23 protein-coding genes and 1 pseudogene are annotated in these 25,687 nt (G+C 33.3%); 5 read left to right on the plus strand and 19 right to left on the minus strand.

The genetic code is table 11. The features are described from left to right. Positions 1–100: 100 nt before the first annotated feature. From ACP5QL_RS04090 to ACP5QL_RS04110, 5 genes are all read right to left on the minus strand, one after another. Entirely contained in the window at positions 101–2,536 is a 2,436-nt protein-coding gene (locus tag ACP5QL_RS04090; protein ID WP_012583019.1) for a GH36-type glycosyl hydrolase domain-containing protein, read from the minus strand. 14 nt (positions 2,537–2,550) lie between these two features. After that, the gene (locus tag ACP5QL_RS04095; RefSeq protein WP_273333766.1) at positions 2,551–4,980 is read right to left on the minus strand and encodes a GH36-type glycosyl hydrolase domain-containing protein; all 2,430 of its coding nucleotides are present in this window, start codon (positions 4,978–4,980) and stop codon (positions 2,551–2,553) included. A gap of 211 nt (positions 4,981–5,191) precedes the next feature. Further along, complete coding sequence (locus ACP5QL_RS04100) at positions 5,192–5,839, minus strand: bifunctional 4-hydroxy-2-oxoglutarate aldolase/2-dehydro-3-deoxy-phosphogluconate aldolase (protein ID WP_012583017.1); 648 nt, start codon at positions 5,837–5,839, stop codon at positions 5,192–5,194. Between the two features lie 11 nt (positions 5,840–5,850). Beyond that, on the minus strand, positions 5,851–6,657 hold the full coding sequence (iolB, locus tag ACP5QL_RS04105; protein ID WP_272996173.1) for a 5-deoxy-glucuronate isomerase: 807 nt from the start codon (positions 6,655–6,657) through the stop codon (positions 5,851–5,853). 163 nt (positions 6,658–6,820) lie between these two features. After that, positions 6,821–7,675, minus strand: coding sequence for a lipoprotein (locus ACP5QL_RS04110; protein WP_428125564.1), 855 nt, complete (start codon positions 7,673–7,675; stop codon positions 6,821–6,823). Positions 7,676–7,762: 87 nt separating this feature from the next. Here ACP5QL_RS04110 and ACP5QL_RS04115 point away from each other — a divergent pair, with 87 nt between their 5' ends. Then, positions 7,763–8,626: a DMT family transporter gene (locus tag ACP5QL_RS04115; protein ID WP_273333770.1), complete on the plus strand. Its 864-nt coding sequence runs from the start codon at positions 7,763–7,765 to the stop codon at positions 8,624–8,626. A 43-nt stretch (positions 8,627–8,669) separates the two neighbouring features. On the opposite strand, the gene ACP5QL_RS04120 is transcribed toward ACP5QL_RS04115, so the two are convergent. The 6 genes from ACP5QL_RS04120 to ACP5QL_RS04145 all read right to left on the minus strand — a co-directional run bounded on the left by ACP5QL_RS04120 (position 8,670) and on the right by ACP5QL_RS04145 (position 15,452). Continuing rightward, positions 8,670–9,317, minus strand: coding sequence for a sugar-binding protein (locus ACP5QL_RS04120; protein WP_428125567.1), 648 nt, complete (start codon positions 9,315–9,317; stop codon positions 8,670–8,672). Between the two features lie 88 nt (positions 9,318–9,405). Beyond that, positions 9,406–11,268 (minus strand): ABC transporter ATP-binding protein, encoded by a 1,863-nt coding sequence (locus ACP5QL_RS04125; RefSeq protein ID WP_272996578.1) that lies wholly within the window; start codon positions 11,266–11,268, stop codon positions 9,406–9,408. After that, positions 11,261–12,994 (minus strand): ABC transporter ATP-binding protein, encoded by a 1,734-nt coding sequence (locus tag ACP5QL_RS04130; RefSeq protein ID WP_424662161.1) that lies wholly within the window; start codon positions 12,992–12,994, stop codon positions 11,261–11,263. Before ACP5QL_RS04130 ends, ACP5QL_RS04125 begins: the two co-directional genes overlap by 8 nt. A gap of 4 nt (positions 12,995–12,998) precedes the next feature. Continuing rightward, positions 12,999–13,436, minus strand: a complete 438-nt coding sequence (locus ACP5QL_RS04135) for a MarR family winged helix-turn-helix transcriptional regulator (RefSeq protein ID WP_012583010.1) — start codon at positions 13,434–13,436, stop codon at positions 12,999–13,001. A 50-nt stretch (positions 13,437–13,486) separates the two neighbouring features. Further along, on the minus strand, positions 13,487–14,452 hold the full coding sequence (locus ACP5QL_RS04140) for a Gfo/Idh/MocA family protein (protein ID WP_272996582.1): 966 nt from the start codon (positions 14,450–14,452) through the stop codon (positions 13,487–13,489). Positions 14,453–14,465: 13 nt separating this feature from the next. Next, a complete protein-coding gene (locus tag ACP5QL_RS04145) occupies positions 14,466–15,452 on the minus strand; it encodes a GTPase (RefSeq protein WP_012583008.1) in 987 nt (328 codons plus the stop codon). A gap of 184 nt (positions 15,453–15,636) precedes the next feature. Here ACP5QL_RS04145 and ACP5QL_RS04150 point away from each other — a divergent pair, with 184 nt between their 5' ends. Then, positions 15,637–16,125, plus strand: a complete 489-nt coding sequence (locus ACP5QL_RS04150) for a hypothetical protein (RefSeq protein ID WP_428125573.1) — start codon at positions 15,637–15,639, stop codon at positions 16,123–16,125. Between the two features lie 40 nt (positions 16,126–16,165). Here ACP5QL_RS04150 and ACP5QL_RS04155 read toward each other — a convergent pair whose 3' ends face one another. The 7 genes and pseudogenes from ACP5QL_RS04155 to ACP5QL_RS04185 all read right to left on the minus strand — a co-directional run bounded on the left by ACP5QL_RS04155 (position 16,166) and on the right by ACP5QL_RS04185 (position 19,212). Next, positions 16,166–16,540, minus strand: a complete 375-nt coding sequence (locus ACP5QL_RS04155) for an alcohol dehydrogenase catalytic domain-containing protein (protein WP_164931002.1) — start codon at positions 16,538–16,540, stop codon at positions 16,166–16,168. A gap of 44 nt (positions 16,541–16,584) precedes the next feature. Further along, positions 16,585–16,821, minus strand: a complete 237-nt coding sequence (locus ACP5QL_RS04160; RefSeq protein ID WP_337955230.1) for an FtsX-like permease family protein — start codon at positions 16,819–16,821, stop codon at positions 16,585–16,587. 3 nt (positions 16,822–16,824) lie between these two features. Beyond that, positions 16,825–17,013 (minus strand): hypothetical protein, encoded by a 189-nt coding sequence (locus tag ACP5QL_RS04165; RefSeq protein ID WP_164931001.1) that lies wholly within the window; start codon positions 17,011–17,013, stop codon positions 16,825–16,827. 112 nt (positions 17,014–17,125) lie between these two features. After that, positions 17,126–17,317 (minus strand): annotated as a pseudogene (locus ACP5QL_RS04170) (ATP-binding cassette domain-containing protein); the annotation flags it as partial. 49 nt (positions 17,318–17,366) lie between these two features. After that, the gene (locus ACP5QL_RS04175; RefSeq protein ID WP_272996588.1) at positions 17,367–18,146 is read right to left on the minus strand and encodes a hypothetical protein; all 780 of its coding nucleotides are present in this window, start codon (positions 18,144–18,146) and stop codon (positions 17,367–17,369) included. A 13-nt stretch (positions 18,147–18,159) separates the two neighbouring features. Then, a complete protein-coding gene (locus ACP5QL_RS04180) occupies positions 18,160–18,846 on the minus strand; it encodes an ABC transporter ATP-binding protein (RefSeq protein ID WP_273333781.1) in 687 nt (228 codons plus the stop codon). Next, complete coding sequence (locus ACP5QL_RS04185; protein ID WP_272996590.1) at positions 18,847–19,212, minus strand: GntR family transcriptional regulator; 366 nt, start codon at positions 19,210–19,212, stop codon at positions 18,847–18,849. It lies immediately after the preceding gene. A 93-nt stretch (positions 19,213–19,305) separates the two neighbouring features. Between ACP5QL_RS04185 and ACP5QL_RS04190 the strand changes: the two genes are divergently transcribed. The 3 genes from ACP5QL_RS04190 to ACP5QL_RS04200 are packed head-to-tail and all read left to right on the plus strand — an operon-like array spanning position 19,306 to position 22,490. Next, positions 19,306–20,334 (plus strand): zinc-dependent alcohol dehydrogenase family protein, encoded by a 1,029-nt coding sequence (locus ACP5QL_RS04190; RefSeq protein ID WP_272996591.1) that lies wholly within the window; start codon positions 19,306–19,308, stop codon positions 20,332–20,334. Further along, complete coding sequence (locus ACP5QL_RS04195) at positions 20,331–21,584, plus strand: glycosyl hydrolase (RefSeq protein ID WP_012583002.1); 1,254 nt, start codon at positions 20,331–20,333, stop codon at positions 21,582–21,584. Before ACP5QL_RS04190 ends, ACP5QL_RS04195 begins: the two co-directional genes overlap by 4 nt. A 39-nt stretch (positions 21,585–21,623) precedes the next feature. After that, the gene (locus ACP5QL_RS04200) at positions 21,624–22,490 is read left to right on the plus strand and encodes a GH12 family glycosyl hydrolase domain-containing protein (RefSeq protein WP_012583001.1); all 867 of its coding nucleotides are present in this window, start codon (positions 21,624–21,626) and stop codon (positions 22,488–22,490) included. 33 nt (positions 22,491–22,523) lie between these two features. Here the strand turns inward: ACP5QL_RS04200 and ACP5QL_RS04205 are convergent, their stop codons facing one another. Then, positions 22,524–25,682, minus strand: a complete 3,159-nt coding sequence (locus tag ACP5QL_RS04205; RefSeq protein WP_428125581.1) for a GGDEF domain-containing protein — start codon at positions 25,680–25,682, stop codon at positions 22,524–22,526. Between the last annotated feature and the right edge of the window lie 5 nt (positions 25,683–25,687).

The raw sequence follows: 25,687 nt of genomic DNA on the forward strand, positions 1-25,687 counted from the left end.
CCAAAATTTTTAAATATACTTAAATAATATACCAAGAAAAAAAAGGGGACAAGATTCAGTTTCTTGTCCCCAATGTACCCTTTAATATTACCCTTTACTCTTAACCCATCTCTACAACCACTTCATGAATCTTTCCATCATTAAAGACAGGCAGTAGATTCCCAGAAATTTCTTTCCCATCTACAACTATCCTCTTTACCCCTTTAGACTTCCCTTCAGGATTTATCACTTTTACATCATAAACTGAACCTCTATATCTCCTTACCACTCTGAATTCTTTCCAATCCTCAGGAATACAGGGATCCACTCTTAACCCATCATAATCAGGTCTTACTCCCAATATGTACTGGGAGATCAATACAAAAGCCCAAGAAGCAGTACCTGTAAGCCAAGAGTTTTTACCCTCTCCATGTCTTTTTGCATCCTTTCCAGCCACCATCTGACAATACACATAAGGCTCCATCTTATGAATTTCACTTTCATCTTCAAAATAAGCAGGTGTAATTTTTCTATAAACATCAAAAGCTCTCCAACCTCTACCTATCATGGTCTCCCCTATGCCAACCCAAGGATTATTATGGCAGAATATTCCTGCATTCTCTTTATAACCCGGTGGATAAGAAGATATTTCGCCAAGCTCCAAGTAATACTTAGAATACGCAGGTTGCTGAAGTACCATTCCATATTTTGTATCCAGATACTTTATACAAGAATCCAACGCCAACTTTGCTCTTCCGTCGTCTTTTCCTATTCCAGCCATGGTACAAATTCCTTGAGGTTCAATAAATATCTTACCCTCCTCACATTCTTTACTTCCTACTTTCCTTCCAAAATAATCATAAGCTCTTAAGAACCACTCTCCATCCCATCCATAGTTATTAATTGCATTTATCATATCCTGAGCAGCCTTTTTAGCCCATTCTGCTTCCTCCTTCTCTCCCATTTCCTCGCACATTCTTATATAATCAGGAGTTGCATATACAAACAAACCAGCTATAAATACCGATTCTGCCGTCCCACCTTCTACGTTAGATGTGGTCTGAAAAGACTCATCAGGATTTTTAGAGAAACAATTAAGATTCAAACAATCATTCCAGTCTGCTCTCCCAATGAGAGGTAAACCATGAGGGCCTAAGTTATCGGTTACATGATGATAAGCCCTTTTGATATGCTCAAACAAAGTTCCTTTTTTAGTTTCATCATTATTGTATGGGATAACCTCCCTCAGTATGCTAAAGTCCCCTGTCTCTTTTATATAAGCACCTGTAGATAAAATTATCCACAAAGGATCATCATTAAAACCGCTTCCTATTTCATTATTTCCTCTCTTAGTCAAAGGTTGATATTGGTGATAACAGCTACCATCCTCAAACATAGTAGATGCAAGATCAAGAATTCTTTCCCTTACTCTCTCAGGAATCATATGTACTGCACCAAGAATATCTTGATTAGAATCTCTAAAACCAATCCCCCTACTTATTCCTGACTCAAAATAGGAGGCACTTCTTGCCAAGTTAAAGGTAATCATACATTGATATTGATTCCAAATATTAACCATACGAGATAAAATCTCATCATTGTGATTTACTTGATATTTTGACAAAATATCATTCCAATAATTCCTCAATTCCCAAAAAGCTTTTTCTACATCTTCAGAAGTCTTGAATTTATTTATGATCTCATAAGCCCTTTTCTTATTAATAACCCCAGGTCTTTCCCATTTTTCCTCTTCAGGATTTTCCACATAACCAAGAATAAAAACAAAATCCTTTACTTCTCCAGGCTCAAGTTCTATCTCAATATAATGAGATGCAATGGGAGACCAACCTTCAGCTACTGAGTTATAGGACTTTCCCTCTACCACAGCTCTTGGAGCCTCAAATCCATTATACATACCTATAAAAATATCCCTATCGGTGTCAAAACCCTGAATAGGAACGTTTACTGAATAAAAGGCATAATGATTCCTTCTTTCTCTATATTCAGTCTTATGATAAATCACTGATCCTTCTATCTCTACCTCTCCAGTACTAAGGTTTCTTTGAAAGTTAGTTTGATCATCCCAAGCATTCCAGAGGCACCATTCTACAAAAGAGAAAAGTTTTAAACTTCTCTTTAAATTAGTATTGTTCTTTAATTTCAGATAATGAATCTCACAGTTTTCTTTTAGAGGAACAAAATAAAGAACCTGTGCGGAGATTCCATTTCTCTCTCCCAGAATTCTAGTATAAGAAAGTCCATGTCTACATTCATATTTATCAAGATCTTTCCTTACTGGTTTCCAAGTAGGAGACCAAAAATCTCCGTTTTCCCATATATAGAAATATCTCCCACCATTATCAATAGGAACGTTATTATATCTAAACCTTAATATTCTTCTCAGTCTTGCATCTTTATAAAAACAGTATCCTCCACCTGTGTTAGATATTAAAGAAAAGAAGTTATCAACTCCAAGATAGTTTATCCATGGAAATGGAGTCTTAGGATCAGTAATAACATATTCTCTATTTTTATCATCAAAGTAACCAAATCTCATACTTTTACCTCCTCTTAGCCCATAATGACTAATACTTCATTTTCATCCTTCATTTCGGATTCGGGGAGAAAATTATCATTTATCTCCTTCCCATTTATTATTATCTTTTTTACTCCCTTTTGAACCCCACTATGATTTTCAACTTTGATCTTTAACCTTTTTCCTCTAAACATCCTTTCCATATAGAATTCTTTCCAATGAGAAGGAACACATGGATCTATTCTTAGCCCTTCATAATCGGGTTGAAGTCCAAGAATACCTTCTACACATGCTACCATAACACTGGATGCAGTACCTGTCAGCCAATGCACATGAGCTCTACCATGGAATGGACTATCTTTACCCTCTACAAATTGACAATGCACATAAGGTTCAGCTTCTCTTACCTCGGCTTTATCATTCATATTAGCTGGATTTATCTCTTGGAAATATTTATAAGCTCTATTCCCATTTCCAAGCATAGTTTCAGCCTTTATCAACCAACCCTGAGGATGACAGAAAATTCCAGCATTTTCTTTCATTCCAGGATTAAAAAGTATCATCCTAAACACAGGAAGCCCTAAGGTTCTTACAGGAGGATACATAATCATAGCGCCATAATCGGTATTTAGTATTTTCTCCACATTATCCATAACAATCTTTGCCTGCTCAGAAGTTGCTACTCCTGAAAGTACAGACCATACCTGAGGATTAAGCCAGAAACTTGCCTCAGAATTATTCTTTGAGCCTATTACTTCGTCTCCCATAAATCCTCTTACAAACCTATCCCCTTCCCAAGCATATCTTTGAAGGTTTTCATATAATTTACTTGCTTCTTTCTCTGCCCATTCCAAATCTTCTTTTTTTCCTTTCTTTTCCGCAAATTCAGCAAAGATTTTTAAGGCTAAATATAGTTGGAAAGATGCAAAAACTGTTTCTCCTTCCTCTCCCAATCTTAAAGTATCATTCCAGTCTGCATCAAGTCCATAAGTAAGACCATGTTTCCCAAGTTTGCTTAAAGAAAACAGTATTCCCTTTCTTAGATGCTCATAAACCGTATCTTCTCCATAATCAGAATAAGGTATTACTTCATCCAAAAATGCGAGATCTCCTGTTTCTCTCACATATTGACGTGTGGTAATATATAACCACAAATGGTCATCACATCTATATTCAGTATAACCAGTTCTCTTCACATAATAAGGATTATCTAAGGATAAACCTTGATTGGGCTTAATTTCGTAATCAAAAAATACAAGAGGTAAAGCTACCCCCTTTGAAGTTTGACCCGCAAGCATAAGTCTTAGTCTATCCTTTGCACTTTGAGGATCAAGATGAATTATCCCTTGAATATCTTGAACCGTATCCCTATATCCATAGCCATCTCTATGTCCTACATAGATCATAGAGGCTGCCCTTGACCAGAAAAAGGTTATAAAGCACTGGTAAGCATTCCAGATTCCTATCATACTGTCAAAGGATTCATCAGGAGTTTTTACTTTAAAATTCTCAATCCTTGAATGCCAATACCTCTTAAGCTCTTCCCATTCTCTCTCTACTTTTCCCTTTTCTTTATACTTTTCCATTACCTTCCTTCCTGTTTCCTCTGCTCCATCCCCAAGAACATAAATTATTTCTTTCTCCTCATCCACATCAAGTTCAAGAATAACTTGAGTTCCTGCGCAGCTATTTTTGCCATAGTTAAGACTATTACTACATTTTCCTTTTTCCACTGCTATAGGGTTAGAATAATCTCTATAATTCCCTATAAATACATCTCTATCTCCATCAAAGGATACCACTTCTGCTCCAATAACTCCAAAAAATCTATTAAACCTTCTCCCACTTATTCCTTTCTCCTGAGGAATATTTCTTCCCAGTTCAGAATAGTTTTCATTTATGGTCTGAATAATAAGATTATCTTTGTAATAAGTGCGAGATATGAAAAGGGTATATTGCATGTTTACTAAATCCTGATTTTCATTAGGTTCATTAGTAAACTCTGCATAGCTAAAGAGGGATATCTTCCTTTTTCTTCCACTTTTATTTCTTACCTTTATAGCCCATACCTCATAAAGAGCATTTAGAGGTACATAATAAAGAGTTTCAGTCTCAATTCCATCATATCTTGAAGATATGATAGTGTAAAGAACTCCATGCCTACATACTGATTCATATTTTGATAAATCCTTTTTTACTGGAAGCCAAGAGGCAGACCAAAAATCCCCATTTTCCATATCTCTTAAATAAATATATCTTCCAGGAGCTGTGGTTGGAGGAACATTGAACCTACCTCTTAATATTCTTCCACTAGCACCTGATTTTACAAAACTATATCCCTGAGCATTATTGGTTATAATAGCTCCGTATTCTAAGGATCCAAGATAATTAGTCCATTCACGGGGAGTATCGGGTCTTGTGATTACATACTCTTTCTTTTCATTGTCAAAATAACCAAACTTCATTGAATGACCCCCTTACCTTTTAAAGATTTTTATTAAGAAACCGTTTATAATTTCATAAAGAAACTTTTAATTAATAAGTATACTATAATTTTTAAACCATTATGTCAAGCATTAAGTAACTATTTACAAAAAAATATAAAATAGAAAGGAGAAAGACTATTTATCTTTCTCCTTTCTAAAAACAATCCTGAGAATATAATTTAAAATCAGCTTAGCTTCTTGCCTTCTTTATTGCTTCTATATATTCCTTTGCTCTCTCGGTAAGAATCTCAAACTTCTTCTCAGCAATTACCTTTTTATCTACAAGATTTCCTCCAACTCCCACAAAACATGCTCCTGCTTTAATAAACTCACCCACATTCTCAAGACTTACCCCACCTGTAGGAGAAATCCTAATATAAGGCATAGGTCCATGTATAGCCTTTATATACTTAGGTCCAAGAGTATCTGCGGGGAATAACTTAACTACATCGGCACCCTCTTCCCAAGCAGTTAAAATCTCAGTAGGAGTATATGCCCCAGGAATAGCTATCTTATCATAGCGATGACAAAGATTTATGATCTCTTTCTTCAAAACAGGAGAAACTATAAAATCGGCACCTGCAAGAATCGCTAATCGGGCAGTTTCAGGATCAAGGACAGTTCCCATTCCCACTATGGCATCTTTACCCAACTCTTTTTTCACTTTTGGCAAATACTCTATGGCAGAAGGAACTGTCATAGTAACTTCCAAAGCTATAACTCCACCTTCTTTTAAGGCTTTCGTAACTGGTATAAGATCATCAGGAGAATCAGTCCTTATCACTGCTACAATTCCGCAATCAATCATCTTTTGTAAAATATCAAACCTATCTCCCATAATAAACCTACTTACTTCTTAGCTTCTTTCATAATTTTCTCCACAGCTCTTAACCATTTATGCTTAGGATCATCGTACATTACTGATTCTCTAATCTCTCCCGCAAGTATCCACAAGTAGTATAACTGATATCCAGGTGCAGCCACAACAGGATGATATCCCTTATCTATTAGAAGTAAACTATCATTCTCTATGAGAAATACCTCATTAATATCACCCTCCTCAGTATAAACCCTTTGAAGTCCAAAACCCGATGGAGGATTTACTCTGTAAAAATAAACCTCTTCCATCCTCACTTCCTCAGGATAATTGTCAGTATCATGCTTGTGAGGAGGATAACTAGACCAATTCCCAGGTGGATTTATGGTCTCTCCTATAAGAAGTCTCTTTGCCTTAATCCTTCCATCAATAATATCCTTTACATCCCTTCTCCAATTATATACCCCTACATCCCTTACCACCACATCACTAGGCTTAATCAACTTAACCTCCTCGTCAGTCTTTACTTTTGTCTTACAAATAGCAACCTCAAGAGGCTCTAATGCCTCAATTTTTACTTCCCTATTATTGGGTATGTAAAAAGCATAGGCATTACCATCAAAAACATTTCTCCTTGCTCCAATGGAGTTATACATCTCCCCATCAATCTCCACATTGCATTTACCTGTAAGAATCACAAGTCCAATCTCATAATCTCGAGAGTTAAAATTATAACTGTCTCCTTTTTGGCCCTTAAAAATATCAAGCTCTATAAATTGCATCTCTCCAGGCTTAACAAGAATATTTAATCCCCATTGCAGATTAACCTTTCTAAACATACTTTAAGATCCTCCTTTTTTATTGCTAAAAAAATATTTATCCTTATTTAAGAGAATAAAGACAATAAATTTTTATGTCAAGAAAAAAAAAATATAAATCAAAAAAGAGCCCCTATGAGGTGGGGGCTCTTTTTTACTCTTCTATCTTTATTTTCAGTCTTAACTAAGTTCCAAGCAGATTAGCAAGAGGAAGCTCTAAATTGAAATTGTCATATCCATCTGTAGTGGGATCTCCATCACTATCCTTAGTACCTGAAATTATTAAAATTGGATCAGTAGTATCAGCGCCATTAACACTTGATGTAAAATTTGCCATTAATTTATTATTCACGTTAATATTTTGATCATAATCGACATATGTTATATATAAACCCATACTTCCTGTAAGAATACCTATATTAAACTGAGAAAGAGAAGTTATGCTAATATCATCCCAAGACAATGTAAGTCCAAATTTATTCATTTTATTTGGATCATTTTTAGATGGAGCTAAAAAGTAGAAAGAAAATTTTCCACTTACAGGATAAACATTTATGGTATCTACCCTAATATTTTTGTTAAAGACAAAATATCCTTCCTCAACTACTACAGATCTCAATGTATTTGTAGAATCTAAGTATGCTTTGTATGCTTTAAACTCTAACTTCTTAAGAGAGGAGTAATATCTAATTTTTAGATAAGAAGAACTATCTAAAGTTAAAGTATACCATCCATCGGCATCGGGTCCTTGCCAATTAAGCTCAATAGAGACCTTATCTATGGATTTAGCCATCGGAGCCTTCTCAATTAATTTACTAAGCTCTGGTTTTGAAACAGGAGAGGTAGGCCATAAATTTCCTGGTAAATCTAACATATAGATTTGAATGCTTTTGTTGTACTCCCCACTATTAACTAAATCATAAATGTTGTTTAGTTCAGTACTACTTAAATCTTTATCTGCCTGTGGCTCCTGCTTTACACAGCCAGAAACAAAAAAAACAAAAAAAATAATAAGCATTAAAACAATAAACTTCTTCATAAAATTTTCCTCCTTCCCCTTGAAATTTTCTAATATTATAATAATATGGCAATAAAAATTTGTCAAATATTGATTAAAATAGATTAAATGAAAGAAAAACTAATTGGATTAACATTAGTTATAATAGCGTGCCTGTTTTGGAGTATATCCTTCTCAGTGTCAAAACTCCTTCTTAAAATTCTTTCTCCTTTTGAACTTGCCTTTATTAGATTCTTTCTTGCTTCCATCTTTTCACTAATTGTATTCTTTCCCAAAATAAGAAAGGCATCCTTAAGTTGGAATTATCAAAAGCCTCTTTTTATTGCTGGTCTTCTTGGAGTTACATTATATTTCATATTCGAAAATAGTGGTTTAAAATTTACTGATGCCTCAGAGGGAGCTCTTATAGTAGGATCTTTTCCTGCCTTAGGACTCTTAGTAGAATACTTGTTTCATAGAGAAAAACTTCCTTTAAATAGGATATTAGGAGTTCTTCTCTCCATTCTTGGTGTATTTCTCATCATGAGCGATTCAGGATTAAATTTAAAATTTAACAACCTTTTTGGAGATTTTTTAATCCTACTTTCTGGAATCTCTTGGGTCATATACAACTGGGAGATTAAAAGGGTTAATCAAAATTATCCTTATGAGGTAATAACTACCTTCCAAATGATATGGGGTTCTATTTTGTTTATTCCTTTCCTTTTCTCTACAGGATTAAAAATTCCAAAAACCCTTGATGCATTTATAGGAATATTCTTTCTTGCCTTCTTTTGTTCAGGGCTTGGATATCTTTTCTACAACCATGGTTTAAAAATCCTATCAGTAAGCCAAGTAGTTAATATCTTAAATTTGATACCCCTTTTCGGAGCTATATGGGGAGTAATTTACCTCAATGAGTCTTTAACTTTTATAAAGATAATTGGTGGAGTGCTAATCATTTTAGGGGTAAGCATATCATCCTCAAAATAAAAAGCCTGCCCTCTTTACGAGGGCAGGCTAATTTTTCCAAATATCACTTCACAAGTTTTAAATTCCCAAGATAGGATGGATTTCTCCAGTTTTCATTCTCAGTCTCATTCCATGCAATAATTCCAACTCTGCTTCCAAACCTATCAGCATCGTTTACTTGCACGTCAAATCCAATTACATCTCCCTCGTTAAGTTTTCTTGTTCTCATCTTTACTTGCGCCTCTACAATATAGCCAAAGTCAGTCTTTTTTGTAGCTGTCACAAAGTAATCACGGGAAGCATTAGTACCATAACTTTGTACATTCTCAAAATTTACCCTGTACTGAGCATCATTTTTATCGTAAGAGGTTGCTTTTTCATTACCCTCATCTACAAATATTTCTAAAGAATCTTGTTCCCATGGATTCGTACTATCCTTATTTAGAAGTGAATCATACACTTCAGCCCAAACATATATACTTTCTTCGTCCCAGAGTACTCTGAATTTAGCATATGCTACCTTCCCCTTTTCCCCCTGTACATAACGATCAGTAATATATTCCTCGGCATTTTTCCAAACCTCGTCCATCTCTGCATCAATCTTAGGTTTACCATATTTAGCAGTAGCAGTTAAAGTTTGACCAAAAGCTAAGGATAGGAAAAGCCCGATAACCAAAAGAGTAATGAGGATAAAAAGTCTTGACCTTCTCACAAAAGATCCACCCCCTTAAGTAAAATTTTAATTGTGGTTGTATTATAAAATTAATTTTAAAAAGAGTCAATTTTTTTATTAGTAAGTTTTATTTTATTTCTACTTCATCGGCAAATTGACTCATATAAAGGCGATAATAAAAACCTTTCTTTCTAATAAGCTCCTCATGACTTCCCATCTCTATTATTTCCCCATTGTTTATCACCAAAATCATGTCAGCATTTTTTACTGTAGACAGTCTATGAGCTATCACAAAACTCGTTCTTCCTGACATTAAATTTAACATAGCTTTTTGTATATATTTTTCTGTAACCGTATCCACATTACTGGTAGCCTCATCAAGAATCAAAATCTTAGGATCTGCAAGAATAGCCCTCGCAATAGCAATAAGCTGTCTTTGCCCTTGACTAAGACCCCCTCCATCTTCAGAGAGCACTGTATCATAGCCCTGGGGAAGTTTAATTATAAAGTCATGGGCATGAGCCAATTTTGCCGCTTCTTCAACCTCCTCATCGGTAGCAGAAAGTCTCCCATATCTTATATTTTCCCTAATTGTTGTAGAAAAGAGGAGAGTATCTTGAAGAACAATCCCCAAAAATTCCCTTAAGTTCTTTCTTCTTATTCTTCTAATATCTATTCCATCAATTAAAATCTCACCATCATCCACATCGTAAAATCTTGCCACCAAACTCGCAATTGTAGTTTTTCCTGCCCCAGTAGGTCCAACAAGAGCAAAAACTTCTCCTGGTTTTACATGAAAACTCACATTTTTTATTACAGGATTACCTTTAACATAAGAAAACCAAACATTCTTAAACTCCACTTCACCTTTAATATCCTTAAGCTCTATTGCTCCATCCATGACATCCTTCTCATCTTCTTCATCCATAACCTCAAAAATTCTCTCAGCACTCGCAATAGCAGACTGAATCATATTGTATTGGTTAGCAAGCTCATTTATAGGTCTTGTAAATTGCCTTGAGTAGTTAATAAAAACTGTAATATCTCCTATTGTAATTAATCTTCTATAAGCAAAAAAACCTCCTACTCCAGCTATAATTGCAAATCCTAAGTTATTTAAAAGGTTCATTAGAGGACCTATAGAACCAGAAAATATTTGAGCTCTTATACCAACTTGAGTAAGATCATTATTCACTTCTTCAAATTTTTTAATCTCCTTTTCCTCTCTACCAAATATTCTAATTACCTTTAAGCCCGAAATATCCTCTTCTATGATTCCATTTAACTTTCCAAGAAGAGTCTGATTAGCATAAAAATAATTTCGAGTCCTTTTTGAGATAAAGTCAGTTAAAAATACAGTCAATGGAATAGTTATTAAACTTACAAAGGTCATAGGAATACTTATTCTAAGCATCATAATTACTATGCCAATTAGAGTAGTAATAGCAGAGAAAAATTGTATCACACTGTTAGACAAAACCATACTAAGGTTATCAATATCATTGGTTATCCTACTCATTAGGTCTCCGTAAGGGCGAAGATCAAAAAATTTAACAGGCAAAGAATGAAATTTGTTGAATAAATCGCTTCTTAATGTGAATACTAACTTTTGAGTAGTTTTCAACATTATATAACCTTGAAGCCAGGCAAGAAAAGAAGATAAAAGATAAATTCCTCCAAGAAGGATGAGAAAATTAAGAAAGCCTGCAAATTTCTTAGGTAGTATATACAAATCTATGGCACGACCTATAAGGTAGGGACCAATTATACCTAAAACCGAGGAGATAAATACCAATAAAAATGAGAAGACAAATCCCCATTTATAGAGACTTATATATTTTAATAACTTCTTCAATGTGCCCAAAGGATCTTTTATTTCAATCTTTTCAAAACTAAACCGAGGACCTCCCCTCCCAGGACCACCGAAAGGTCTCGGACCAAAACCTCTCTGAGGAATTTGGCTTCTTAAAGTTCTATCATCTCTACGCATGTTTTACTACCTCTTCATCTATTTGAGATCTATAAATCTCTTGATAAATAGGATTCTTCTCTAAAAGTTCATAATGAGTACCAAAACCTACAATTCTCCCTCTGTCAAGAATTATAATCTTATCAGCATTCATCATAGTACTTACCCTTTGAGCTATTAAGAAGGTAGTGCAATGCTTCATTATCTCCTTTAACCCTCTGATTATTTTTTGTTCTGTTACAAAATCTACCGCAGAAGTAGCATCATCCAGAATTAAAATCTTTGGTTTTTTGATAAGGGCTCTTGCAATAGCAATCCTCTGCTTTTGTCCCCCAGAAAGAGTCACCCCACGCTCTCCAATTACTGTATCATATCCATTAGGAAGCCTTATTATAAAGTCATGAGCCTGAGCAATTTTGGCAGCTTCTATCACTTCTTCATCAGTAGCATCCTCTTTTCCCCAGCAAATGTTTTCTTTTATAGTTCCAGAGAACAAAATTATATCTTGGGGAACCATGGAAATAGCACTTCTTAAAACCCTCAAATTTATATCCCTCACATCTCTACCATCTACAAGAATTCTTCCAGAAGTGGCATCATATAGCCTTGGAATAAGATTTACTAAGGTAGATTTTCCAGAACCCGTTGTACCTATTATTCCTATAATCTCTCCAGCTTCAGCCTCAAAATCTATATCTATAAGTACAGGCTCCCTATCCTTGAAATAACTAAAATAAACATGTTCAAACTTAACCTTCCCGCTCTCTATAGATCTTGTATCACTCTCCTCTTTATCTTCAATGTCAATTTTCTCCTCAAGTACTTCTACCACTCTTGAAGCTGACGCTGAAGCCCTTGAGATAAACATCAAAATATTTCCAATCATCATTAAAGAAAAAAGAATCTGTCCCATATAGTTTATATAAGCCATCACCTCTCCAACTTGCATATTTCCTCTTTCCACAAGAAGTCCTCCAAACCATAGCACAGCTAAAATGCTAAAATTCATAACCAGCATAAAGAGAGGCATGGCAATTATCATAAGCATAAGCGCTTTTATAATAGCATTCATCAAAGCAGTATTAGCATATTTAAATCTTTCCCTTTCATAATCTTCCCTTCTAAAAGCCCTTACTAATCTTATCCCAACTAAATTCTCTCTCACCACACTATTCACATAATCAATTCTTTTTTGTACTTCTGAAAACAAAGGAAAGCTTCTTTTCATAATAAACAAAAAGAGAGCAATAAGGACAGGAATTGATAATAAAAATATGAAAGAAAGATTTTTATTTAGGGATATAGCCATAATTATCCCACCAATAAAAAGTAAAGGCGCTCTTACCATTATTCTTAAAGCCATCATGACAAGGGTCTGAAGCTGGGTTACATCATTGGTGAGACGTGTAATAAGAGAAGATGATTTAAATTTATCAATACTATGAAAGGAAAGTTTTTGAACCTTTTTAAATAACTCATTTCTTAAATCCTTACCAAAATTCTGACTTGCAATAGAAGAAAAAATGGTACAGCCAACACCTCCAATCATACCTATCATAGCAATACCTAACATAATAAGTCCTGTGTTAAGAATAACTTGAAAATTATTTTTCAAAATTCCTTGGTCTACAATTTTAGCAAGCAAATTAGGCTGATAAAGATCACAAATAACTTCCACAAGCATTAAAAGAGGTGCAAGAATAACTGCATAAGTATAAGGTTTTAAAAACTTCAAAAGTTTTCTCATATTTTTACCCTTTTTCTTCGTTAAGTATTCTCAAATTATCTCTGATCCTTTCTAAATAATTTTTTAAAGTCTCTCTTTCCTCTTCTGTAAAGTTCCCAAAGCATTCTTCTTCAAGCTGTTTATAAGTTTTCTTCAGTTTACAGATAAATTTTCTTCCCTCATCGGTAAGATAAACCTTTGAGAACCTTTTATCTTTTTCATCCCTCTTTGTAATTACTAAACCTCTTTTTTTCATTCTCCTTATCATTATAGCAACGGTAGAAGGCTTTATTTTCATATTTTCTACAATCTCCTTTTGGGTTAAACCATCTCTTTCTGATAAAAGAAGAAGTATAGGAGCCTGTCCCCGATAAAGCTTCAAACCACTAAGAAGTTTTTCTCTCCTTATAAAGTGCTCCCTTATCACTTCTTTAAATATTTCATATATATTCTTCTTCTCCATACTTCTCTCCAAAAATTAGCTATCTAAATATTATCACTCCACTATAAATTTTACAAGTATACTAACTTTTTCTCTTTTGCCGATTCATACCAACCTTCTATTACCCTCATATCTTTCAGCCCATCAGTTCCTGAAGTTGCAGGCTCTCTTCCTTCTTTTATAGCCTCCTCCATGTCTTTTATCTCAGCCACATATTGATTCTCTCCATAAAAATTATAAAAGGTGTAATTATTAAACCTTCTTAGGATTACTTTTCCATCATACTCCTGATATAATGTGTCAAGAATATATAAAATACCTTCATCTCCGCGTATTTCAAAGGACACAGAAAGCATAGTATCATAACTTACATCCAAAAGTGCCATCATACCATTATCAAAACGTACCACTGCACCTGCATTTTGCTCTACCTCATACCCATAATGCTCATTGATAGCCACAATCTCTTCAACTTTATTATTAGGAAACCAAAAATGAAGGGTATTTATCACATGAACTCCAATATCCATTATGGCTCCACCCCCAGCAAGATCTAAACTATATCTCCAGGCATTCCTCTCATTATTTACAAAAGAAAAGCTTGCCTTTATAATTCCAATTTTCCCCACAATATTTTCCTCAAGAAGCTTTTTAGCTCCAATATTAAAAGGATTAAATCTTCCCATATTGGCAATTCCAAGAATAACCTTATTTCTTTTGCACTCTTCTACCATCTCCTCAGCCTCTTTCACACTAAGCGCCATAGGCTTTTCACAAAGCACATGAATTCCCATCTTAGCACATATTATTGTCTGCTCTTTATGAAATTTATTTGGCGTTGCAATATAGATCACATCTACATCTTCTACAGCTTCTAAATTAGAATAAATTCTTGCCCCATATCTCTCAGAAAGATCTTTTGCTCTCTCTGGATTTGTGGTCACAATAGCTGTCAACTTTGCCCCGGGAACTTGCTCTAAGGCAGGCAAAAACCTATCCCTTACAATCCTTCCAGTTCCCACTATTCCCCATCTCATAAATTTTCCCTCCTTAAGTGTGAAATTCCAAAATATCTTCATCTTTTACCTCATAACTCTTTTCTACAGGAAGTCCTTTTACTGAACCGTCTTTTTTATAAAGCTTTGCAAATTTTAAATTTTTTGCAATATCTTTATGGATCATCTCTGCTACATCTAATACAGTACTTCCCTTTTCAAGAATATATGGTTTTGATAAGTCGGGAGGATACCCGGGCTTTTTTGTATAAACCCTTACTATATGTAGAGCATCAAATATGCTCTTCTTAATATCCTCCATATTTACACCCTCTTCAGCGGATACACAAAATACATTTAGATCTTTTTTTATAATCTCTATTTCCTCCTTTCTTTCCTCGGGAGCAAAAATATCAATTTTATTCAATATTACAATGCCCCTATTTTCCTTAATAGGAGAATAAGGATCTCTATCAGGATTTTTCCTTACAAGCTTTATCTTTTTTCCTTCCAAAAGATTTCTTATCTTTATATATTCATCCACTATGGAATCAAGATCCATGCTTAAAAATAAGATTATTAAATCTGCATTTCTTATTAAGTTATACATCCACCCTTCCGATTCCTCCCAAAGAGGAGGAAGATCTACAAGTTGAATTTGAATATTTTCATAAGGTAACATACCAATCACAGGATTCATGGTAGTAAAAGGATAATCAGCAACTAAACTCTCGACCCCTGTAAGAAGGGTAAAAAATTTAGATTTTCCAGTATTAGGGGGACCTATTAAAAGCACCTGACCTGCTCCTTCCTTTTCAATATAATCAAGTCCCCTTCCACCTCCTTTTTTAGCCCTTTTTTCTGCCTCTTCCATAAGTTGGGAAAGTTTTCTTCTTAAATCTGCCTTCATCTTATCGGTACCTTTATGTTTAGGTAATATAGCAAGCATCTCTTTTAATGCCTGAATCTTATCTTCAATAGTTTTCGCCTCTCGGAATTTCTTTTCTGCCTCAAAATATTGAGGTGGCAAATTAGCAGGCATAAAATCACCCCTTCTAATTGTTATCCTTCATGATTATACATTAAAAAAGAAATAGCTTCTCAAAGTGTGATATAAGTCACTTTTATAATTATTTTAAAAAATATTTGATGTATATACTAACAATAAAAATGCCTTTGACAACTTTGTATATAACGGTGGGACCATCTTTTGGATAGCTTGCGATATGGGATGGGAAAATGGAAACTTCTCTTCTACCCTTCCTGGTGGAGTAAGCTGGAGAGATGCTTACGACAATTACAATGATATTGTCTATTTTGAGCATCCCATTACTAAAAACTTTCCTGCACAACTTTATGGAAACTACGCAAGTCATGGTGGTTTTAATAACCTTGATTCTATTAATATATCTAATCTCATGGTATATGTAAAAGAAAATTACGGAGACGGAAGTAGTCAATATCCAACATACATTGAGTACCGATATAATATGGGAAGGGTTTTAGCTACTACAACTCCATTAGAATGGTATGTGGTAAATGGACCAACATCCTGTCCTGAAGGATATACTACTACATATAAAGATTTATTCAAATTAATGCTTGTTAGATCTTTAAGATATATTATGAATTTAGACGTAAGCCCCGATATTCCACCATCTGCAGAAGAAGTTTATTCTCCTAAGATAAAGACAAATCTAAACTCCCATAAGTAAGAGAAAAACCAAGGGGGGAGAAATTAATTTCTCCCCTTGGTTAGCTCCATTTGAATATTGCCTTAATTATTTCCTCTTTCATCAGCTTTTTGTATCCTTCCAATAGATCAAAATAAGTGCAATCTCTTGAGACCAAAATATCTATCTCGTGATCAAAAAGGGTAGGATGATAATTAAAACAGAATGGAATATTCTGTTTACCTTCTTCAACTACTTTTCCCACATTTTCATAACCAGGAATTAGAGGAAATTTTTCTCCTTTCTGCTTTCCAGAAAGAACTCTAAGCTCTGTACCTGGACTTACTCCCGTGTAAATTGTTTTTACCAAAATCTTCCCCTCTTCTAATTCTCTTAAATCATACTCTTTAATCTCTAACTGAAAGGGTCCTCTAAACACTATTGCTTTTGACTTCATTTTACCTTCTAAGTTTTAATTTTGTAAATATATTTTACTATTTTTTACTCATACCTTAAAGCCTCCACAGGATCAAGTCTTGATGCTCTTATTGCAGGATACAGCCCTGCTACAGCAGAAAGCAGTAAAGCAAAAAGTAAGGTGGCAATAACCAAAGGAAGAGGAACATAAAAGATTCTTACAAAATTTGACGAGTCTTTAATTAACATTTTATTTAAAGCGAAATTTAAAAGATTATTTAAAAACCATCCCATGAAAATTCCCAAAAATCCCCCTAAAATTCCTTAAAAAATTCTAAAATACTTATTTAATTCGTCTAAGGCTTCTTTAAAGGTGTTAACCGTAAACCCCATATCTTTTATCTTCTTTGCAATCTCCTCTACTTCTCTAAAAGACTCTGCTCTAATATAGACTACTTCATATCCATATCTCTCAAAATAACTCTCATCTCCTACTGAGTATTCCTTAGCCATAAACAAAGGCTAATTTCTTACTATTGATCCTAATCTCGCTCAAAATTACTTCTACAACAGCCCTTACTGCAGACACTCCATTTATATTTTTAAAGATCTTCACATCTTACTTATTTCCTGCAGGCTCATCGCAAAGTAAAATTGATGGATTATTAACAATAGCTCTCGCAATGGCAACCCTTTGTCTTTCACCCCCAGAAAGCTCGTTTCCCTTATTTTTTAGTTTATGAGAAAGACCAACCTTCTCAATAGCTTCCTTTACCCTTAATTCCCTGTTATTACCCTCTGAAAATATTAGAGGAAGCATAAATAAGATAATATTTATATAAATTTTCCACCTTTATCATTTTCTCCTACCCCCTGATTTCCACCTTATTTAATAGCCTATTGTAAAGAAAAATAATAATTGCAAGTACCAAAATTCTTAATATTACCTCCACCACAAAATATTCTATCTTAGGAACACTAAATCCTGTTTCTAACTTTCCACTAATCTTATAATCAAAAGCAGGAATAAAAATAGGAAGTTTTTGAGGAAAAATCTTGATTAGAAAATTATTTAAATGACCCTTAAATAATAGGTATAAAATACATCCAATATAAATGATTATTTTCAAAATTCTATTTTCATAGGGGAGTTTTTTAGCAATAATCATGAGAGAAACGAGGAAAAAGGCAATAACGTTACCAAAGAGAAAATCCAAAAACAAGATAGCTCCATAACTGGAAAAATAATTAATTACAGCATGAGAGAAAGAAGTATTGTAAAGTCTTAAAATGAAAAATGTTAAAAATATTATGACAATTAAGAAACTTAAAAGCTCAATTAAATATATAATCATCCTTTTTAAAAACAAAACAGAAGGTTTCAGGGGTAAAGTAAAGCTCAAATAGTTAAGATCCTTAGAATTAATATCCATAAGATTACTAATTGCTATGAGTATTATGCCTACCAAAAACACCAAAAAGAGAAATACAAAAATTATGAGACTTAGATCATCTCTATTCATAACAGTAGAATTTAACCTTGCATAAATAGCAAAAACCAACCCTATTAATGTAAGTAGAGAAATTAGATAAGCGTTCTTTTTCCCCAAAATTTCATATTTTACAATATTTATTACATTCCTCATCTTATTCTCCTCCCTAAAACATACTCTTAAAGAGTTCATTTATAGAAATCTTCTTCTGTTCCCTTATTTTTTCTGTATTCTCATCTAAAGCAATCTCACCTTGGTATAGGAAAATAGTTCTATCTGCTATAGTTTCAATCTCATTTATAAGATGAGTAGCTATGATCATTAGGCTTTCTTCATGGTAATTTTTTAAAATACTTGTAATAATCTTGTCTCTTGTAGATGGATCTATGCCACTAAGGGGCTCATCCAAAAGATAAATTTTGGCTTTTCTTGAAAGGGAAAGACTTAGGAGTAATTTTTCCATGTCACCTTTAGAAAGTGCTTTAAGAGATAAATCTTCTTTTAAACTAAAAAAGTCAAGAAGATTTTTAAATTTTTTATCATCAAAATCAAAAAAATCTCTGTAAAATTTATAAGTATCTTTAATCTTCATCCACAAAGGAAAAATATTTCTATCGGGAAGATAAGAAATTATAGATTTTGAATAGACTCCAACCTCTTTGCCATCTACCAATACTTTTCCTTTTGAAGGTTTTAAAAGTCCAGCTACGATTTTTAAAAAGGTAGTCTTTCCGCTCCCGTTAGGTCCATAAAGTCCTACAATCTCACCAAGATTAAAAGATAGGTTAATATTTTTCAAAGTAAGTTTTTTACCATAATCCTTATAGAGATTAGAAATCTTAAGAATCTCCATTTACTTAACCTCCTTCAAATAACCTTGTAGCAAAGCAATAATATCTTCATCAGAAAAACCTAAATCTCTCATATCCTTGCAAAATCTTTCCAAAATATCCTCTGCCATCTTTTTCTTAAGTTCTTCTATTTTCTTTCCATCCTGAGTTACAAAGGAACCAATCCCTCTTAATGTGTAAGTTATACCCTCTCTTTCAAGTTCTTGATAAGCTTTCTGAACAGTGTTAGGATTTACCTTCAACATCTCTGCAAGCTCCCTCACCGATGGCAATTTATCACCCCCTTTAAGCTTTCCTTTTACTACTTCTTTTTTAATAAAATCCATAATCTGCAAATATATGGGAATTTCCTCATCAAAATTAATCATCTTCACCACCTTTCTATGCTACTGTATTAGCTATATAATACAGTATTACTTTAATCTTGTCAACAATTTTGGTGTATAATATCTCCTATGAAGATGAAGGCGATGCTTTTAAAAGAGATAAAAAATCTATCCATAGATAGAAATCCTCTAACCCTTGAGGAAATAGAAGTTCCAACCCCAAAGGAGAAAGAAATATTAATAGAGGTATATGCATGCGGAGTTTGCAGAACCGATTTAGATATTATTGAAGGAAGAACTCTTCCATCAAAATTTCCCATAATCTTAGGACATCAAATCGTGGGAAGAGTTGTGGAAAAGGGTAAAAATGCAAATAAATTTTCCATTGGAGAAAGGGTAGGTATTGCATGGATAAATTCTTCTTGTGGAAAGTGTAAATATTGCTTATCAGGGCAAGAAAATCTATGCGATGAATTTAAGGCTACAGGAAGAGATGTGGATGGAGGATATGCAGAGTATACAGTGGTTTCAGAAGATTTTGCATACAAGATTCCTGAGAATTATTCCGATGAAGAATCGGCTCCCCTTCTTTGTGCAGGTGCTGTAGGATATAGATCTTTAAAACTCACCAACATAAAAGATGGAGATAATATTGGACTTTCTGGATTTGGAGCATCGGGACACTTGGTATTAAAAATGATAAAATTTCTCTATCCTAATTCAAAAATTTTTGTCTTTGCAAGAAGCAAAGAAGAAAGAAATTTTGCAAAGGAACTTTCAGCTTATTGGACAGGAGATTTCGATGAAGATCCTCCTGAAAAACTAAAAGCCATAATAGACACTACTCCAGCATGGAAGCCCATAATTTCAGTACTAAAAAACCTTGAAAAAGGTGGAAGATTGGTGATAAATGCCATAAGAAAGGAAGAGGGAGATAAAGAATTTCTTTTGAACTTAAAATATGAAAGAGATCTTTGGATGGAAAAGGAAATAAAAAGTGTAGCCAATGTAACAAGAAAAGATGTAGAGGAATTTTTAAAGATAGCAGAAAAACTAAATTTTAAACCTGAGATTCAAATATATCCCTTGGAAGAAGCTAATAAAGCCCTTCTTGAGCTAAAAGAAGGAAAAATTAGAGGGGCAAAGGTATTGAAAATAAGATGAAAATTATAGAAATAGAATTTATAATTGAGAAACAAAAATATTACGATCTCTACTTAAATCACACTCCTTTAAATCAATTTTCAAAAACTCACGTTTTCATAAACAACCTTGCCTTTGGAGAAATACAATTTCCACAGGGAGAAACTCATTCCTACATAGGAGAATTAAAACTTAAACCTGGAAAATACTCTTTTAAAATAAATCTTCCTCAAGAAGACTTTAAAATAATTTCCTTAGAAATTAAAGAGAAAGATTATTCTACTACAAAGATCACAAATTATAAAATAAGGCCTAATCTCTCAGATAATGCTAAAAGACTTTTAGAATTCTTACAAAAGATTTATTCCAAATACATAATAGCTGGACAACATACAAACACTGCCTTAGGTCCTGAGATAGCCTACATAGAATATTTCACAGGGAAAAAACCTGCCCTTCGTGGTTTTGATCTTTTAAGTTATACTCCAGCCGTAAGGACTCAAGATATGACTCCCCATGCCCTAATTGAGATTGAAGGGAATAAAGGTTCTATAGAAAAAGCCATAGAATGGGCAAAAGACCTTGGAGGCATTATCACTCTATGTTGGCACTGGTATGCACCCTTGGGAGGAAAGGATAAAACCTTTTACACCGTTAACACTGACTTTAATTTAGAAGAAGCCCTCCTAAATGGCACTGAAGAGAATAAAACTCTATTGAGAGATATAGAGATTATTGCAGAAAAACTTTCCATACTTAGAGATCTTGATATTCCAATTTTATGGAGACCCCTTCATGAAGCTGATGGAAAATGGTTTTGGTGGGGTGCAAAAGGTCCTGAAAACTACAAAAAACTATACATGCTTCTTTATGAGATATTTACAGAGAAATACAGATTAAACAACTTAATATGGATATGGAATGCTCCTCATCCCGAATGGAAAATTGAGAAAGACCTATACGACATAGCGGGTATTGACCATTATGCACCACCTGGAAATTATGGACCCATGAAGTTTTCTTATGATCTCTTATTAAGACTTACCGATAATGAAAAACTCGTAGCTCTAACAGAAAATGGACCCATTCCAGATCCTGATCTTCTTTTTGAGTATGAAGCTTACTTCCTATGGTTTATGCCCTGGTTTGGAGATTTCGTCTTTAATGAAAACTTCAATTCTAAAGAACATTTTAAAAAGGTTTACAATCACGAAAAAGTAATCACTCTGGAAAATTTAAAAAATTTGACTCATCTTTTCTTATCATGCTAAAATAATTTCAAAAAAAAACTATTTTTGGGGAGGAAACCTATGAAAAAATATCTACTTTTAATCGTATTTCTTTTGCTTCTTATTACTCTCTCCTTTAGCCAAACTCCAAAGTATAAGGACGCATTTATCCTTAAAGAACCATCTTCAGGGGATGTGATAACCAAAAATCTTCCCCTTACCATAGAGCTTAATTTTTGGAATATTGCAAAGTATGAAGGAAATACGTGGATGGCATTTTATAAAGAAGAAGATGCAGTAGAATATTATGCAGATATAAAAAATATAATACTAAAGGATAAAAACTCATGGGTACATGGGTATCCTGAGGTTTATTATGGATACAAGCCATGGTCTGCCCATGGAAACTCCATTGAAAAATTAGTTCTTCCACGAAAAGTATTAGAATTTCCCGATGTTTTATTTAACTTAAAATACAATATATGGTATGAGAGAAATCTCTCTATAAACTTTGCAATGGAGACCTGGATAACAAAAGAACCATATCAAAAAACAGTAACCGCAGGAGATATTGAGATGATGGTATGGCTTTATGCCAATAGACTCTCTCCTGCAGGAAGAAAAGTAGCAGAAGTAAAAATACCAATTATTCTCAATGGAAATCAAAAAGACATTGTATGGGAAGTATATTTCTCACCAGGGAGTTGGGATTACATTGCTTATAAATCAAAAGAAAACATTATCCAAGGAGAAGTAAAAATACCAATAAAGGATTTTATAAAACATTTAAGAACAGTTATAGCTAATAATTCCAGTAGAATAACTGCAGAAAAATATGACCAGATGTATGTAACGGTTTGGGAAATTGGAACTGAATTTGGAGATCCCTACACCAATGAAGCAAAATTTGGGTGGACCTTCTCAAACTTTAACATTGAATCTAAATAAAGAAAAGGGACCCAGTATTGGGTCCCTTTATAACTAATCTCTTTTAGTATTTTCTAAACCCTTTGCCTTTCTAAATTTTTGAGCGTACATCTTCATATCTGCTTTATCCACAAGTTCCCTATAAGAAGATATCTCCTCTGAAGTTGTCTCTATACCAAAACTAATCCTTATTTCTCCCTTAGTTATATCTTCAATTCTATCCTTAATTCTATTTACCACTTTTAGTGCCTCGTTATAATCAGCTTTCCTTAATAGAATTAAAAATTCATCACCACCCCACCTTACCGCAGAATCACTTTGCCTTATAGAATTCTTGATGGCAGTTGCAATCTCTTTCAATACATAATCTCCATAGGAATGCCCAAGGGTATCATTTATTCTTTTAAATCCATCTATATCTACAAAAACCACACTAAAATCTTCCTTTTCACGCAAGAAATCCAAAAAAGCTTCTTCAAGCTTTCTCTCCCCATAAGATCTATTAAAAAGTCCTGTCAATGGATCAAACATACCATACTTTCTCTCCCAAAAGACAATAAAACTCTTAAGAAGATTTCGTATAACAAAGAATAGAGAAGGAGGAAGATTTTTAAGGGAGTAGACAGTTATGGAAAAAGGAGGCTTTTTATAGAAGAATCTAAATCTATTCCTATAAATAAGCTTATTGCCTTTTTCTAAAGTTTTTTCTCCAACTTTCAATACTAACAGAAAATCATCTACAAAATCTGAAATAACCCTATATATTAGTTCTAAGGCTTCATTCTCATCTTCAGAATCTATAATAGCTTTTCCCACATAACCTTCCAGAGCTTTTACCTTTGAATGTTCCTTCATTAGGTTTACATAATCTGAAGAAAGCTCTATTATCTGAGTTTCTAACTCCTTTTGAAGATTTAAAAGGGTAGCAAGTCCTATAATCTCAAGTCTTATATAGGGAATAAAGACATTTAAATTTTTATCCTTTTCAAGGAATCTAATAAGAAGTTTATAAGAATAAAGAGCATCTAAAAATTCCCATCTCTCAAGCATCAAGTCTATGTAAGAGAGAAGTGTAAAAAAACTTTCCCTGAGAATATATCCTTTCAAAAAATTGTGAATAGGATAATCGGTAGGATAATCTCTTAAAGATTTAGAAATCTTTAAGCTTTTTTCAGCAACTAATTTCATATATAGAGTCATTATCTGTTCTTCTTTTGTCCACATTACTTCATCTTCGCTTATCTCAATCTCCCCTAAGAAACTCTTTAAAATCTTCAATAGAACTTTACTTTCTGGAATAGTCTTTAGACTATCCAATTTTTTCATAACTTCTTCTAATTTTTCCACTTCTCTATAACTAAGATATGCAATCGCTAATCTTCTATATCCCGAGTAAAGAAAATATTCTAATTCTACTTCAGACAGTAGCTCTTCCAGATCATTTAATAAGTTTTTTACTTCAGAGAAATCAGCATATTGCATTTTACTTTTAATCAAGTTTCCAAGGCTAATAACCATTAAATTCTTAGAAAGGGATTTTGATATCTCATATGCCCTTTGATTAAGTACTAATGCACTCTTAGGACCATAAAGGTAATTCCTCAAATCGCCAAGATTGTTTATTAATTTATGCAATATTATTTTGTCTCTTGTTTTTTCGGCAAAAATAAGCCCATTCTCAAATATGGAAAGAGCCTTTTCAAATTTACTATCAGTAAGGGTCAAAAGTCCTAAGGCATTATAAAAATTAGCAAGGTATTTAGGAGAACTCCTCAAGCGTAAAATATCTTCTAAATATTTATTCAATAGAATTAAACCATCAAGACTTTCCTTAGTAAGAAAGTAATAACTAACCAACCTAGAAAGAACCTGAGGAAGAGTATAATCCACTTTTAGTCTACCCAAAATTTCCTCTTTTATTTTTCTTGCCTCCTCATACCTTCCTAAATATGATAAACATCTAATTTTATTTGCAAGATCAAGCTCATTTTTATCTTCAATAGAGTCAATTATAATAAGGGCTTTATCAAACTTCTGGAAATCTATAAGAAGATCTATCAACCTTCGTTTATATATATTTCTACTGTCCTCATCTTTTTTAATAATTTCTTCCAAAATTTCCATTTTCCTCTGAGTGTTATAAGAGGTTCTAAACTCCCTTATCTTTGCATACTTCCAATATTTCCTATTATCCTCAGCTAACACTCCTATTCTTCCCCATATATCACAATAGTTAAAAGAAGAAAGTTTTTTTATAAATTCCTCTTTTAATTGAGATGAATCATGAGACATATTCTCTTTTATATAATTTAAAACCTCTTCGGATCCAAATCTCCAAAGAGGATATTCCCACCTTATTAATCCTGTCTTAACAAAATCCATAATAAAATTTAAGGGACCATAAAGTTCCTTTAATGCCTTTATGGAAGTAGAGGAAAAAGTCTTTCCAACAAAAGTAAGAGTATAAAGAGCTTTTTTCTCGCTATCTGTTAAAGAATTGACTTTTTCATTAATAATCTCTTGAAGGGTTTTAAAATTGTTCTTATATACTATTAAAGCATTATTCCAGTTTCCATTACTCATTTCAAAAAGTTTTAATGCATCCTTATGGGGCAAATTAAATGCCTTTTTTATTTCTTCTATAAAAGTCTTCTCACTTATAGGAACCGATAAGGCCTCAGAACTTATTTCATAAGCTTCTACATCAAAATCTTCACCAGCAACAACAAAATTTACACTGTGCTTTTTATTCAAATAGGGTATTAATTCTTTAAAAATCTCGTTATAATTTAAATATTCCTGCCAATTATCAAAAATCCAATATTTTATCTTTTTCTGCCCTAAAATATATGAGGCTATATCAGCTATTTGACCTATCTCTAAATCTGAAGATATCACTTCTTCGGATTTATACTTTTCCAGATAGGACAAGAACCTAGGATGAATATATCTTACTAATATGGGACCCACTAAATCTCCCTTTTCTTTAAAAAAAGCCCTCTTATCTATTAAAGAAAGAAGAGTTAAAAAGAATTCACCAATTGGAGTTCTATGGGATGCATAATGGGTAAAAAGAGAATAAGACTTATTTCTCTCAAAAAGAGATCTTAATAAATAGGTTCTTCCACTTCCCCTTGGAAGGTTTAAATATATTATAGGTTCCCTCTTTAAAAGCTCTTCAATATGATTTAAATTCTCTAAAAGAAAATCCATTTTAC

Origin of the sequence: Dictyoglomus sp. (genome assembly GCF_049968615.1) — a bacterium.
GTDB classification, from domain to species: Bacteria; Dictyoglomota; Dictyoglomia; order Dictyoglomales; family Dictyoglomaceae; genus Dictyoglomus; species Dictyoglomus turgidum.